We start from the raw sequence: 13,852 nt of genomic DNA on the forward strand, positions 1-13,852 counted from the left end.
TCGTCTATATTGATAATCAATTGATATGAACGAAAGAGGCAGGCGATGGAACAGAAATGGCCGCAACAACTGTGGATCGTGCGTCATGGCCAGAGCGCCGGCAACGTGGCGCGCGATACCGCCGAAGCCGAAAAACAGCTCCTGATCAGCATCGCCGAGCGCGATGTCGATGTGCCCCTGTCCACCTTGGGCGAACAGCAGGCCCAGGCGCTGGGCGACTGGTTTCTCACCCTGCCCCCCGAACAACAACCGACCGTGGTGCTGTATTCGCCGTATGTGCGCGCGCGCGAAACGGCACAGGCGGTGCTGGGCAAACTCGACAAATCGAGCCTGGTGTCGGTGGTGGCCGACGAGCGCCTGCGCGAAAAGGAATTCGGCATTCTCGACCGGCTGACCGTGCACGGCATCGCCAGCAAATACCCGGAACTGCACGAGCAGCGCCAGCATGTGGGCAAGTTCTATTTTCGGCCGCCCGGCGGCGAAAGCTGGTGCGATGTCATTTTGCGCCTGCGCAGCGTGCTCGACACCGTTACCCGCGAATACCGCGGCGAGCGCGTGCTGATCGTCGGCCACCAGGTGATCGTCAACTGCTTGCGTTACCTGCTTGAACGCTGCGACGAGCAGGCCATTCTGGCCATCGACAAGGCGGCCGACGTGCCCAACTGCGGCGTCACATCGTATGCCTTCAATCCCGCGCTGGGCAAGCATGGCAAGCTGCAGCTGGACCTGTGCAATTTTGTCGCGCCACTGGAGCAATCGGGCACGCCGGTCACGGCCCAGCCCGACATGCCGGCCGCGCCCAAGGCCTGAGCGGGAGCTGCCATGGACGCCATCGCCATCACCCCCGCCCTGCTGCGCGGCTGGCCACTGCCGATGCCCACGCCCGACGGCGACAAGGAAGTGCGCGGCCATTTGCTCATCATTGGCGGCTCGCGTGAAATGCCCGGCGCCATCTTGCTGGCCGCCACCGCCGCCCTGCGCGCCGGCGCCGGCAAGCTGACCCTGGCCACCGCCGCCAGCGTGGCGCCGCATGTGGCCGTCGCCATGCCGGAAGCGAAGGTGATCGGGCTGGAAGAAACGGCGCACGGAGGCTTCCGGCGCGAAGCGAAAGAACGGCTGGCGCCGCTGGCCGGCAAGGTCGGCGCCGTGCTGGTCGGGCCTGGCATGAGCGATGACGCGGCCAGCTGCGAACTGATGCACAGTCTTTTGCCCGTGTTTGCCAACAGCCAGCTGATCATCGACGCCTGCGCCATGAACGTGGTGGCCAATCACGCCCAGTTCCGCTTTGCCCAGCCGGCCCTGCTCACGCCGCATGCGGGCGAAATGGCGCACCTGACGCGCCAGAGCAAGGAAGCCATCCTGGCCGATCCGCAAGAAGCGGCCCTGGCGGCGGCGCAGCGCTGGAACGCGGTGGTGGCGCTGAAAGGCGCCACCACCCTGATCGCCACGCCCGACGGCCAGTGCTGGTCGCACGCGGGCGGCAATGTGGGCCTGGCCATTTCCGGTTCGGGCGACACCCTGGCCGGCATCATCACCGGCCTGGCCGCGCGCGGCGCGCCGCTCGAACAGGCCTGCGCCTGGGGCATTGCCCTGCATGCGCTGGCCGGCGAGCAGCTGGCCTTGCGCTTTGGCATCCTCGGCTACCTGGCGCGCGAGATTCCGGCCGAGGTGCCGGCCTTGCTGCGCCATCTGGCAGCCTGAGACGATGCAAATAAGCAACAGCATAAGCATATCCGGAAAGAATCGTTAGCCCGGCCGCCGCCGTCCCTTAAGCTTCGATCAACTGTTTCCACATGATCAAGCTTAAAGGACCGCCGTGCCACCTCGCCATTCTTCCGCTACTGCCCCCGCCACACCCTTGCGCACCATCGTGCTGGCCTGCGCCATGCTGTCATCCCCGGCCTGGGCGCAGCAAGTTAGCGATACAGCTGAAACCGCCAGCATCGACCAGGTCACGGTAGTCGGCTCGCGCGTGCGCAACCGCACCGTGTTCGACAGCACGGTGCCGATCGACCGCTTTGGCGCGCGCGAAGTGAGCAATGCCCTGTCTACCGGCGACGTCGGTGCGGCGCTGCAAAACCTGTCGCCGTCGATCAACTTCCCGCGCATCGAATCGAGCGGCGCGTCCGATTCGGTGCGCGGCATCCAGTTGCGCGGGCTGGCGCCGGACCAGGTGCTGGTCCTGATCAACGGCAAGCGCCGCCATACCAGCGCCGTGCTCGACACGGAAAGCAGCTTTTCGGGCACGGTGCCGGTCGACATCAATGCGATTCCACCGGGCGCCATCGACCATATCGAGATCCTGCGCGACGGCGCCGGTGCCCAGTACGGCAGCGATGCGGTGGCCGGCGTGATCAATATCGTGCTGAAAAAAGCCCGCACGGGCGGCGCGGCCTCGGTCAGCTACGGCGCCAACCATACCAAATTTGACCCGACGGACCAGACCCTGACCGACGGCCAGAGCACCATCGTCAACGCCGACTATGGCGTGCCGCTCGGTGACGCCGGCTACTTCCGGTTTGGCGCGGAAACGCGGCGCCGCTCGCCGACCGAGCGCGCCGGCCCCAGCGATGCTGGCTGGACCTCGTCCAATTTCACACCGGCCGACCAGGCGCTCGACGGCAAGGTGGTGTTCAAGTCGGGCGACTCGCGCCAGCACAACAACTATGCCTTCTATAACGCGCTGTTGCCGCTGGAAAATGGCCTGGATGCGTATTCGTTTGCCACCGTCAACGACCGCAAGTCCGACGGCAGTGCCTACTTCCGCTATCCGGGCGACCCGTCGAACGTGCCGGCCCTGTACCCGAACGGCTACCGGCCCGTCACCCATGGCGACAAGCGCGACGTGAGCGTGGTGGCCGGCCTGCGCGGCACGTCCGCCAGCTGGAGCTGGGACCTGAGCGCGCGCCACGGCGGCGACCGTTTTGACTATGGCGTGAGCCAGTCCGTCAACGCCTCGCTCGGCGCGGCCAGCCCCACCCGTTTTCACCTGGCCAGCTTCGACTTCCGCCAGAACGCGCTGAACCTCGACGCCACGCGTGCCATCGAAATCGGCTTGCCGGCGCCGTTGAGCCTGGCGGTGGGCGCCGAATGGATGCGTGAAACCTATCAGAGCTCGGCCGGCGACCCGGCCTCGTATGCGGCAGGCAGCATGACCGGCGCGCCGCCGGGGGCGCAGGCCGGTCCTGGCCTGCGCCCGTCCGACACGTATGACGGCAGCCGCCAGATCCGTTCCGTCTACCTCGATGCGGAAACCGATCTGACGCAGCGCCTGCTGGTGGGCGCGGCAGCGCGCTACTCGGACTACAGCGATTTTGGCAGCGCCAGCACCGGCAAAGTATCGGCGCGCTATAAAGTCAGCGACGATTTCCTGCTGCGCGGCTCGCTGTCGAACAGCTTCCGCGCGCCGGCGCTGGTGCAAACCGGTTTCCGCTTCGCCACCTTGAATTTCAATGCGGACGGCACGGCGCTGCAAACGTCGGCCCTGCTGCCGGCCAGCGACAGCCTGGCCCGCCGCTTTGGTGCGCAGGACCTGAAACCGGAAAAATCGACCAATCTGTCGCTGGGCCTGGCATGGAAACCGGCCAGGGCCACCAGCCTGACGGTGGACGCCTATCTGATCCGCATCCGCGACCGCATCACCCGGTCGAGCGACCTGCAAAGCGATGCCGTGACGGCCTACCTGGCGCAGCAAGGGCGCAGCGATATCGACTCGGTGGCCTACCTGGCCAACCTGCTCGACACGCGCACCAAGGGCCTCGATGTGGTGCTGAACCATGACCTGGGCTTTGCTGGCGGCAAGCTGAACCTGAATGCGGCCCTGAACCTGAACAAGACCAGCCTCGACAAGGTGCGCCAGAGCTCCAGTGCGCTCTCCGCCATCGACCCGGAGCTGACCCTGCTGACGCAAACGAGCCTGTTTCGCATCCGGAACGCCTCGCCCAACAGCAAGCTGATCCTGGGTGCCGACTGGCAGGCGGCAAGCTGGGGCGTGCAGGCGCGCGCCACGCGCTTTGGCGAACTGAAGGATTTTTCGTATGACAGCGAGGCGCCCCTGATCGACGGCATTGCCGCGCAGCGCTTCGGCGCCGTCTGGTCGCTGGACCTGGAAGGCCAGCTGAAACTCTCCAAACAGCTGACCTTGAGCGTGGGCGGCAACAATATCCTGGACCGCTATCCGCAGCGCGTGCGCCAGACCAATAACGCCACCTACGGCGGCGCCCTGCCCTACAATTTCATCAACCCGATCGGCGTGAACGGCGCGTATTTCTACGCCAAGCTCGGCTATACCTTTTAACCCGCAATGAAAGACCCCATGATCATCAAGAAAATGTCGAAACTCGTCGCCGGCGCCTGCCTGGGCGCCCTGCTGCTGTCCAACGCCCAGGCCGCAACGCCGCTGGTGCTGATGACCGACTTCGGCACGGCCGACGGCGCCGTCTCGGCCATGCATGGCGTGGCCTATGGCGTCGACCCGAAACTGACGATTTCCGACCTGACGCACCAGATCCCCGATTACGATATCTGGCTCGGCGCCTACCGCCTGTACCAGACCGCCAACTACTGGCCCGAAGGCACGGTGTTTGTCTCGGTGATCGACCCCGGCGTGGGTACCGCGCGCAAGTCGGTGGTGCTGAAAACAAAAAATGGCCGCTATTTCGTCGGCCCCGACAATGGCTTGTTTACCCTGATCGCCGAACGCGACGGCGTGGCCGAATTGCGCGAGATCGACGAAAAAGTCAACCGCCTGGCAGGTTCCGCCGAGTCCTACACCTTCCATGGCCGCGATGTGTACGCCTATGTGGGCGCACGGCTGGCCTCGGGCGCCATCAGCTTTGAACAGGTGGGGCCGGTCTTGCCGAGCGAGTCGGTGGTGAAGATCGCCTACCAGCACGCTGTGCGCGACGGCAATACCATCCGCGGCATCGTGCCCGTGCTCGACGTCAAGTATGGCAATGTGTGGACGAATATCCCGAAAGCGCTGCTCGATGAGTTGCAGGTGAAGCTGCACGATCCGCTGCAAGTGCGCATCCTGCACAAAGGCAAGCAGGTGGCAAAAGTCACGGCGCCGTTCGAACACACGTTTGGCGGCGTGGCCAAGGGCAAGCCGCTGGTCTACCTGAACAGCCTGCTGGACGTGGCAGTGGCCATCAGCCAGGGCGACTTTGCCGCCAAACACCATATCGAGTCCGGCGTGGACTGGGAAGTGGAAGTAAGCAAGGTCAACAACAAATAAGTAGCAAACGCTGCCGCGGCCAGGACGTTCGTCCTGGCCATTCCTCATATTTTCACTATTGTTTGCGCCAGCGCAAACACAATCACGTGTTCCTCTGCGCCATCGCTGTCGTTTCCGAAAAGTCGTGAACCTGTCGCTCGCCATTCACTCTAATTTTGGCAAGCGATGCCAGCCTTGTTACAGCTCCGCAACGGCTTCCACTGACAGGCTCCAACCGAAAGGGAAAATCATGACGGCAACACTGACCACCACCAGCAAACTTGTCTTCGGCAGCGCGATCGTGTGTGCGCTGCTGGCCGGCTGCAACAAGCGCGATGATACCGGCACGGCCAACTCGCCAGCCGCCACCAATCCCGCGCCAGCCATTCCTCCGGCCGACACCACCACCACGCCCGCCACGCCACCGGCTGACACCACCACGCCCACCACTCCGGGCGGCACCACGCCAGGCACGACCACGCCTGATGGCACCACCACACCACCGGGCGACACGACCACGCCTGGAACCGGTGGCACGGGCGGCTCGGGTACGGGAACCGGTGGTACAGGAACCGGCACCACGCCGCCACCGCCGAGCGGCAGCTGAAACCTGGGATCAGCCCCCTCGCCCGTTAGCAATGAACTCTGAGCTTGCGGCATTGAGGGTCTGACCCCGGCTATGCTTGTCCTGCCTGCAGCAAGCCTTGTTTATTTATGCAAGCTGACAGGCGCGCTGGCCGCTGGCGTACGCCGTCCCATCAGGAACAGCACGGCCTGTTTCAGCATGCGGTAAATAAAGCGGATCATCAGCAAGGTCAGCACGCATTCGATCAGGGTCAGCAGCAGCGCGAAGGCCACGTTCATGCGTCCTGCGCGCCAGTGGAACTTGGCCACGGCGCCATCGCGGGCGATCTCGATGCTGTCGTAGAAGGTTGGCACCACCAGCAGGGTCAATATCGTCGAGGTAATCGTGCCGCCGATAATCGCGATGGCCAGCGGACGATAGAACTCGCCGCCTTCGCCCAGACCCAGCGCAACCGGGAACATGCCGGCAATCAGGGCGAAGGTCGTCATCAGGATGGGGCGCAAGCGCATGCGGCCCGCGTGCATCAGTGCGTCTTCGCGGCCGTAGCCTTCCTCTTCGCGCTTGCGCGCCGCGTCGAGCAGCAGGATGGCGTTCTTGGCGACCAGTCCCATCAGCATGATGATGCCGATAAAGCTCATCAGGTTGAGGGTGTTATTGGTGATTACCAGCGCCACCACCACGCCGATCAAACTGAGCGGCAGCGACATCATCACCGCGATCGGCGCCGTGAAGGAATTGAACTGCATCACCAAAATCAGATACATCAGGCCGATACCCATCACCAGCGCGATCAGCATTTCAGTAAACAGTTCCTGCTGGTCCTGGCCGGCGCCGCCCAGCGCCAGACCGTAGCCGGGCGGGAAGTCGATCGACCTGGCCAGGTTCATGGCGTCGGTGGTCACTTCGCCGTTCGAGCGGCCCTGCGCATTGGCCGACACGGTAATGGTGCGCTTGCCGTCCTTGTGTTCGATGCCGGAGGGACCCTTGCCCATGGTGATGCTGGCGATCTGGTCCAGCGGCACCATCTGGCTGGTGCCTGTCACGCTGATCGGCAGGCGTTCGATATTCTCGGACGCCACGCGGTCGTCGGGATGCAGGCGCACGGCCACATCGCGCGTCTCGCCGGTCGGATCGACCCAGTCGCCCACTTCCACGCCGGCAAACGCCACCCGCAGCGACTGCGCCGCATCATTGACGGAAATGCCCATGGAATTGGCCAAGCCACGGTTCAGTTCGATCTTGAGTTCGTTCTTCGGGTCCTGTTCCGACAGGCCCACGTCGACGGCGCCCGGCACCAGGCGCAGCTTGTCCATATAGGCGTTGGTGATTTCCATCAACTTGCGCGAATCCGGACCCGTGAACTCCACCTGGATCGGCTTTTGCGAGCCGTTGCTCAAATCATCCTGCACCACGTATTCGGCGCCCACCAGCCGCGACATTTTCTCGCGCAGCTCGACCGCCACTTCCTTGGCCGAGCGCTTGCGTGTGTTGCGCTTGCCAATATCGACATAGATGCGCCCGCCAGCGGCCGTGACCGAACTGTTGGTATCCTTGGTTTCCGGCAAAGTGCGCGCCAGCACGGCCGCCGCTTCCAGTTTCAGGCGCGAGTACTCGATGCTGCTCGACGACGGCGTGCGCACATTGATCATCAGATTGCCCGAGTCCGACGCCGGCAAAAAGCTGGTGCCGCCATGCGTGGCATGCAGGACGATGGCGCCGGCCAGGCTCAGTACGGCAATAAGCGCCATCGAGCGGCGGTGATGCAGGGCCCAGGCGATCACATTGCCATAGCGGTCGGCCTGGTGGTCGAACCAGTGATTGAAACGGTCGAGTACGGCACTGATGCCCCTTTTCGGCGCCGTGTGGTGGTCGGCCGGGTCGCCCCAGTAGGCCGACAGCATCGGGTCGAGCGTAAACGAAATACCGAGACTGACCAGCACCGAGCAGGTCACGGTCAAGGCGAACGGACGGAACCATTCGCCCGAGATGCCGGGCATAAAGGCCACGGGAATGAACACGGCGATAATCGAGAAGGTCGTGGCGGCCACCGCCAGGCCGATCTCGGCCGTGCCTTCCAGCGCCGCCGTACGGCGGTCCTTGCCCATCTGCATGTGGCGCACGATGTTTTCGCGCACCACGATGGCGTCATCGATCAGCACGCCGATTGCCAGCGACAAACCCAGCAAGGTCATGAAGTTCAGGGTAAAGCCGCACAGCCAGACGGCGATAAAGGCCGCAATCACCGAAGTCGGCAGGCTCAGCGCTGTGATCAGGGTCGAGCGCCAGGAGTTCAGGAAGGCGTAGACGACGAAGATGGTCAGCACGGCGCCCAGCACCAGCGACTCGATCACATTGTTCAGGCTGCGCTGGGCGTTTTCACCGCCATCGCGCGTCACTTCCAGTTTGGTGCCTTCGGGCAGGGTCTTGTTAATTTCCACCATCATCGAGCGGATCTTGTTGGCCACGCTGACGGTGGACGCGTCGCGCACGCGGGTGATCGAGATACCCACGTTCGGTTTGCCGCTGCGCACGCTCATGCTGTTGACTTCGGCAAATCCATCCTGGATGGTGGCCACTTGCGCCAGGCGCACGATCTCGTCGCCCCGGCGCTTGATCACCACTTGTTCAAAGTCGGACGGCGACTCGATGCGCCCCACCAGGCGGATGCTTTTCTCGTCCAGGCTGCCGCGCACCTTGCCCACCGGCGCATTGGTATTCTGGTTGCGCAAGGCCGTCACCACGTCGCTGACGGACACATTGTATTCACGCAGCTTTTCGGCGCGCAGCAGCACCGACAGTTCACGTTTCAGCGAGCCGCCCACATTGACCAGTGCCACGCCGTCGACGGCGCGGAAGCGGTCCGACAGCACGTCTTCGGCCAGGCGCGAGATTTCGGCGTGGCTTTGCGAGCTCGACGACAGCGCCAGCTGCATGATCGGTTCGGCGCCCGGATCGATGCGCTGCAGGATCGGTTCGCGCATTTCCAGTGGCAGCTTGTAGCGCACGGCGGCAATCGCGTTGCGGATATCGTCGGACGCTTCGATCAGATTGGTCTTGAAGGAAAACTTGAGGAAGATGCTGGCCGAGCCTTCGTTGGACGAGCTGTTAATTTCCGTTACGCCGGAAATGCTCTGCAAGGATTTTTCCAGCCGGTTGACCACTTCGCGCTCGACCGTGTCGGGCGAGGCGCCAGGATAGGGAATGCTGACGACGATGAACGGCACTTCGACGTCGGGATTCTGGTTGACGCGCAGTTTCGACAGCGCCAGCAGGCCGACGCACATCATCGCCAGGATCAATACGATGGTGGCGGTGGGCCGCTTGATACTGAAATCGGACAGGAACATGGCTTAGTTTCCTTTGGCAACGGCTGGCGCGCTGGCGCTGCTGGCGACGGCGGCGGCCGGCAGCTTTTTCGGCACCGCCAGTTCCACCTGCTGGCCGTCCTTGAAGGTCGAGCCGGGCGTGCGCAGCACGGTGTCGCCGCTGGCCAGGCCGCTTTGCACTTCCCAGTGGCCGGTGCGGATATCGCGCGCGCCGATGCGCAGCACGGTCTTGTGCAGCGCCTTGTCTTTCACGGTCCAGGCATAGGTCTGGTCGCCGGCCTTGACCAGCGCGGAATCGGGAATCATGACGGCGCTGACGCTGTCGGCTTCGATGCGCCCTTCCGCGTACAGGCCGGCCACGCGCGGCTGGGTCTTGTCATTGAAATCGACCAGCACCGCCACCTGGCGCGTGACGGCGTTGGCGGCCGGATCGACGCGGCGCACCTTGCCCAGGAAGTCCTGGCCCGGATAGCCGTTGATGCGGAAACGCACGGCCTGGCCCACCTTGACCACGCCGATCTTGTCGGCCGACACCAGGCCTTCGAGGCGCATGCTGGTCGGGTCGATCACGCGGATGAGTTCCTTGCCGATCTGCGCCGTGTCGCCGTTGGACACCTTGCGCTCGCTGACGATGCCGTCGAACGGCGCACGCACGAGGGTGCGCTGCAGCTGCTGGCGCGCCTGGGCGGCGCGGCTCCTGGCGGCCGACAGGTCGCTTTGTGCATTGTTGCGGCGAATTTCCGTGTCTTCCAGCGCCTGGGTCGAGGTCATGCCGGAGGCGCGCAGGGTCTTCATGCGCTGGAACATGCGTTCGGCCTGCTCCAGCACCTGGCTGGCGGCGCGGCTGGCTTCTTCGGCCGAATTGAGGCTGTCGCGGATCGAGGTTTCGTCCAGCTTGACGAGAATATCGCCACGTTTCACGGCTTCGCCGTTTTCTTTCAGCACCTGGATCACCACCGCCGACACTTCGGCGCGCAGGTCCGCATTGCGCTCGGGCTGCACCGAGCCGGTAATCACCGGGCCCGACGCGAGCGCATTGCTTTCGATGGTCAGCATGTCTTCCGGAGAGATGATCAGTCTGGCTGCCGCGCCGGCTGCGGTTTTGCCATCCTTGCCATCCTTGCCGCCTCCCTTGCCTGGGTCTTTGGACTCTTTTCCGCAAGCGGCCAGTGCAGAAGCGATGGCCAGGACGAACAGGGTTTTGCGCAACATGGGTAACTCTCCGGATAGAAGGCAGTGCATATCAAACTGGCAACCGGGTAAGGCGCTGGCGACACGCACGATTATTTTTTTATTAAAACCGCAAGCGCCAGAGTATCCATGAGCGTCTCCGGCGATGTCAATCGGCCGATTCCTGTAATGCCGGAATCGGGGGGTGAAACGTAGTTTTTACGCCCTGAAACGCAAAACCCCGCCGGGTGGCGGGGTTGGGGATTGACAGATGGAATAAAACGGATCAGCTGAAGACGGCGTTGACCAGGAAACCGATCGCCACGCCCGTGCACAGGCCGCCGGCAATTTCCACCAGCGTATGGCCCATGCGCTCGCGCAAATGGGTGTGCGCCACGCTGCCCGCTTCCTTCGCCAGGCGGTTGATGGCGGCGGCCTGCTTGCCGACGTGCTGGCGCAGGCTGTTGGCGTCGATGATGACGATAAAGGCCAGGGTCACGGCCACGCCGAAAGCCGGGTGGCCGATGCCTTCGCGCAGCGCGATCAGGGTCGCCATGCTGGACACGACGGCGCTGTGGTTGCTGGGAAAGCCGCCATTGCCGACCAGGCCGAAGGCCCATTGGCGCGTGCGGGCGCTGTTGATCAGGAACTTGATCGGGCCGACCAGTATCCAGGTTATCAGGGGCGTGACAAGGTAAGCGATATCCACGGGTGTTCCTTCTATATCTATGTAGATGTTGGTCAGATGCCATTCCAGGCGCGCCGCAATTATCGCAGATCGCCCGCCGTGGCAGCACCGCCATTTTTCATGCGTATTTTTCAGACGTATTAAACGCGGCGCGCTGCGGCAACTAATATAAAATCATGGCATATACAACAATTGACGTAAAACAACACGTCTCGAATAACACGTAACGGGGTCCTCATGAAGCATTTCAGAATTTCCTTTTTAGTGACCTTCATTTTGATGGCGGTCTCGGGCTGGTGGGGCTACACCCACGGTGGCACCAGCGGCATGCTGCAGGCGCTGTGGATCACGGGCGTGCTGGGCATCATGGAAGTGTCGCTGTCGTTCGACAATGCGGTGGTCAACGCCTCGGTGCTGCGCCACTGGAATGAGTTCTGGCAAAAGCTGTTTCTGACGGTCGGCATCCTGGTGGCCGTGTTCGGCATGCGGCTGCTGTTCCCGCTGGTGATTGTTTCCGTCGCCACCGGTCTCGGCCTGATGGACGTGTGGACCATGGCCACCACCACGCCCGACATCTACGCCAGGCACCTGACGGACAACCATGCGCAAGTGGCGGCTTTTGGCGGCGCCTTTTTACTGCTGGTGTTCCTGAACTTTTTGTTTGACGACGAGAAGGAACTGCACTGGCTGGGCTGGGCCGAGGAAAAGGTCAATGCGCTGGGCACCGAAAGCCTGGCCGTGCTGATCACCATGGGCGCCGTGGCCGCCTGCGTGGCGATGGGCCCGGCCGATGAAAAATACAGCGTGCTGGCAGCCGGCATCGTCGGCATCGCCGTCTACCTGGGCGTAAACTGGATCAGCGGCTTGCTGGAAGAAGGCGAACCGGACCTGCAGGACGATGAGGACGGCGCCGTGGCACCGGTGAAGAATGGCAATGGCGAACTGGTGAAAAACGTCGCGCGCGGCAGCATCGGCGGCTTCCTGTACCTGGAAGTGCTGGACGCCTCATTCAGCTTTGACGGCGTGATCGGCGCCTTTGCGATCACCAACGACGTCGTCATCATCATGCTGGGCCTGGCGATCGGCGCCATGTTCGTGCGCTCGATGACGGTGTTCCTGGTGCACAAGGGCACCCTGGACGAGTTCGTCTACCTGGAACACGGTGCGCATTACGCCATCGGCATCCTGGCATTGATCATGCTGGGCTCGGTCAAGTACCATATCCCGGAATGGTTCACCGGCCTGTCCGGCGTGGCCTTTATCCTGGTGTCGCTGTGGTCGTCCCTGCGCTACCGCAAACGGCATGCGGCGCACGCTTGATATCGGCGATTTTGTCACCATATGCTTTCCGATGGAACAAGTGCGCGCACCTGATCCATACGGGCATGAAAAGTAATCCACCTCTATAAAAGGAGCACCAGATGGCAATCAGTTTGCAAAAAGGCGGCAACGTCAACCTGAGCAAGGAAGCACCGAACCTGAAGAAGATCATCATCGGCCTCGGCTGGGATCCGCGTTCAACCGACGGCGCCACCTTCGACCTGGATGGCAGCGCCTTTCTCCTGAAAAACGACGGCAAAGTACGTGGCGATTCCGACTTTATCTTCTACAACAACCTGAAATCGACCGATGGCTCCGTGGTGCACACCGGCGACAACACCACCGGCGAAGGCGAAGGCGACGATGAGCGCATCGAAATCGACCTGTCGCGCGTGCCGGCCGATATCGAACGCGTCAGCATCACCGTCACCATTCACGACGCCGACGCGCGCCGCCAGAACTTCGGCATGGTGTCGAAAGCCTTTATCCGCTGCCTGAACGCGGAAGGCGAACGCGAAATCGCCCGCTACGACCTGTCCGAAGACAGCTCGACGGAAACGGCGATGATCTTTGGCGAAATCTACCGCTACAACGGCGAATGGAAATTCAAGGCCATCGGCCAGGGTTTCAACGGCGGCCTCGGTCCCCTGGCCCGTTCGTTCGGCGTCAACGCCTGATCAGTCAGCACAGCACTTGGTCACGGCCGCCTGGTACATCACAGGCGGCTTTTTTTTGGAGATTTATCATGCCAGTATTTAGTGTCACCGGTGACGTCGATCCCTTCCTGCATGTCAGCATGAAACAGGGCGAAACCATCTATTGCGAGTCCGATGCAATGGTGATGATGGAAACGGCGCTCGACCTCAAAGGCAAGATGACGGGCGGCCTGGGCAGCGCCATCATGCGCCGCTTCGCCAACGGCGAGTCGTTCTTCCAGCAGCATATCGAAGCGGTGCGCGGCGGCGGCGACTGCCTGCTCTCGCCCACCCTGCCCGGCGCCATCGAAGTGGTCGATGTCGGCGCGCGCCAGTATCTGCTCAACGACGGCGCCTTTGTCGCCGCCACCTCGGGCACCGAAATGAAGGTGCGCACGCAAAGCATCGGCAACGCGCTGTTCGCGCAGTCGGGCGGCTTTTTCGTGATGGAGACGGCCGGCAGCGGCCAGGTGGTGGTGTCGGGCTTCGGCTCCATGTTCCAGCTCGACGTCGAGCCGGGCAAGGACGTGGTGATCGACAATTCGCACGTGGTCTGCTGGGACAACAGCCTGAAATATGAAATCTCGGTGACCACCGGCGGTGGCGCCAGCGGCGGCGGCATCGGTGGCTTCCTGGGCAATATTGTCAACAGCGTGACCAGTGGCGAAGGCATCGTGTTACGCTTTTCCGGTTCGGGCAAGGTCTTTATCTGCTCGCGCAACCGCGACGCTTTCCTGAAATGGACCGCATCGGGCAAAGCGGGTTAATATTTTGTCGTTTTGCCATAGTTTTCAAGGCCAGGTCACGTGTGACTGGCCAGCATCTCCGCGCGCATGTATTCCTGTATTGCGC

General features: G+C 62.8%; 11 protein-coding genes. 8 read left to right on the top strand and 3 right to left on the bottom strand.

Annotated elements, in window-relative coordinates; translation table 11 throughout:
• The first annotated feature begins 45 nt into the window (after positions 1-45).
• The 5 genes from ASR47_RS02985 to ASR47_RS26375 all read left to right on the top strand — a co-directional run bounded on the left by ASR47_RS02985 (position 46) and on the right by ASR47_RS26375 (position 5,822).
• Positions 46-810 (top strand): histidine phosphatase family protein, encoded by a 765-nt coding sequence (locus ASR47_RS02985; RefSeq protein ID WP_065306284.1) that lies wholly within the window; start codon positions 46-48, stop codon positions 808-810.
• Between the two features lie 12 nt (positions 811-822).
• Positions 823-1,701, top strand: a complete 879-nt coding sequence (locus ASR47_RS02990; RefSeq protein WP_065306285.1) for an NAD(P)H-hydrate dehydratase — start codon at positions 823-825, stop codon at positions 1,699-1,701.
• 115 nt (positions 1,702-1,816) lie between these two features.
• Positions 1,817-4,297 carry a TonB-dependent receptor plug domain-containing protein gene (locus tag ASR47_RS02995; protein ID WP_245714245.1) on the top strand — a complete coding sequence of 827 codons (2,481 nt, stop codon included), beginning with the start codon at positions 1,817-1,819 and terminating at the stop codon, positions 4,295-4,297.
• Between the two features lie 18 nt (positions 4,298-4,315).
• Entirely contained in the window at positions 4,316-5,236 is a 921-nt protein-coding gene (locus ASR47_RS03000) for an SAM hydrolase/SAM-dependent halogenase family protein (RefSeq protein WP_082988705.1), read from the top strand.
• 229 nt (positions 5,237-5,465) lie between these two features.
• The gene (locus ASR47_RS26375) at positions 5,466-5,822 is read left to right on the top strand and encodes a hypothetical protein (RefSeq protein WP_082988706.1); all 357 of its coding nucleotides are present in this window, start codon (positions 5,466-5,468) and stop codon (positions 5,820-5,822) included.
• 101 nt (positions 5,823-5,923) lie between these two features.
• Here the strand turns inward: ASR47_RS26375 and ASR47_RS03010 are convergent, their stop codons facing one another.
• The 3 genes from ASR47_RS03010 to ASR47_RS03020 all read right to left on the bottom strand — a co-directional run bounded on the left by ASR47_RS03010 (position 5,924) and on the right by ASR47_RS03020 (position 11,006).
• Entirely contained in the window at positions 5,924-9,148 is a 3,225-nt protein-coding gene (locus tag ASR47_RS03010; RefSeq protein ID WP_065306287.1) for an efflux RND transporter permease subunit, read from the bottom strand.
• A 3-nt stretch (positions 9,149-9,151) separates the two neighbouring features.
• Positions 9,152-10,339: an efflux RND transporter periplasmic adaptor subunit gene (locus ASR47_RS03015; RefSeq protein ID WP_065306288.1), complete on the bottom strand. Its 1,188-nt coding sequence runs from the start codon at positions 10,337-10,339 to the stop codon at positions 9,152-9,154.
• Between the two features lie 244 nt (positions 10,340-10,583).
• Positions 10,584-11,006, bottom strand: coding sequence for a divergent PAP2 family protein (locus ASR47_RS03020; protein WP_065306289.1), 423 nt, complete (start codon positions 11,004-11,006; stop codon positions 10,584-10,586).
• A 216-nt stretch (positions 11,007-11,222) separates the two neighbouring features.
• Here ASR47_RS03020 and ASR47_RS03025 point away from each other — a divergent pair, with 216 nt between their 5' ends.
• The 3 genes from ASR47_RS03025 to ASR47_RS03035 all read left to right on the top strand — a co-directional run bounded on the left by ASR47_RS03025 (position 11,223) and on the right by ASR47_RS03035 (position 13,767).
• Positions 11,223-12,305: a DUF475 domain-containing protein gene (locus ASR47_RS03025; RefSeq protein WP_065306290.1), complete on the top strand. Its 1,083-nt coding sequence runs from the start codon at positions 11,223-11,225 to the stop codon at positions 12,303-12,305.
• 101 nt (positions 12,306-12,406) lie between these two features.
• Positions 12,407-12,982, top strand: a complete 576-nt coding sequence (locus tag ASR47_RS03030; protein WP_065306291.1) for a TerD family protein — start codon at positions 12,407-12,409, stop codon at positions 12,980-12,982.
• Between the two features lie 68 nt (positions 12,983-13,050).
• The gene (locus ASR47_RS03035; RefSeq protein ID WP_065306292.1) at positions 13,051-13,767 is read left to right on the top strand and encodes a TIGR00266 family protein; all 717 of its coding nucleotides are present in this window, start codon (positions 13,051-13,053) and stop codon (positions 13,765-13,767) included.
• Positions 13,768-13,852 lie beyond the last annotated feature (85 nt).

The organism is Janthinobacterium psychrotolerans (assembly GCF_001677885.1).
GTDB classification, from domain to species: Bacteria; Pseudomonadota; Gammaproteobacteria; order Burkholderiales; family Burkholderiaceae_D; genus Janthinobacterium; species Janthinobacterium psychrotolerans.

Coding starts and splice junctions, on each gene's coding strand:
- ASR47_RS03010 (WP_065306287.1), bottom strand. CDS start 9,148: ATGTTCCTGTCCGATTTCAGTATCAAGCGGCCCACCGCCACCATCGTA.
- ASR47_RS03035 (WP_065306292.1), top strand. CDS start 13,051: ATGCCAGTATTTAGTGTCACCGGTGACGTCGATCCCTTCCTGCATGTC.
- ASR47_RS02990 (WP_065306285.1), top strand. CDS start 823: ATGGACGCCATCGCCATCACCCCCGCCCTGCTGCGCGGCTGGCCACTG.
- ASR47_RS03000 (WP_082988705.1), top strand. CDS start 4,316: ATGATCATCAAGAAAATGTCGAAACTCGTCGCCGGCGCCTGCCTGGGC.
- ASR47_RS03030 (WP_065306291.1), top strand. CDS start 12,407: ATGGCAATCAGTTTGCAAAAAGGCGGCAACGTCAACCTGAGCAAGGAA.
- ASR47_RS26375 (WP_082988706.1), top strand. CDS start 5,466: ATGACGGCAACACTGACCACCACCAGCAAACTTGTCTTCGGCAGCGCG.
- ASR47_RS02985 (WP_065306284.1), top strand. CDS start 46: ATGGAACAGAAATGGCCGCAACAACTGTGGATCGTGCGTCATGGCCAG.
- ASR47_RS03015 (WP_065306288.1), bottom strand. CDS start 10,339: ATGTTGCGCAAAACCCTGTTCGTCCTGGCCATCGCTTCTGCACTGGCC.
- ASR47_RS03025 (WP_065306290.1), top strand. CDS start 11,223: ATGAAGCATTTCAGAATTTCCTTTTTAGTGACCTTCATTTTGATGGCG.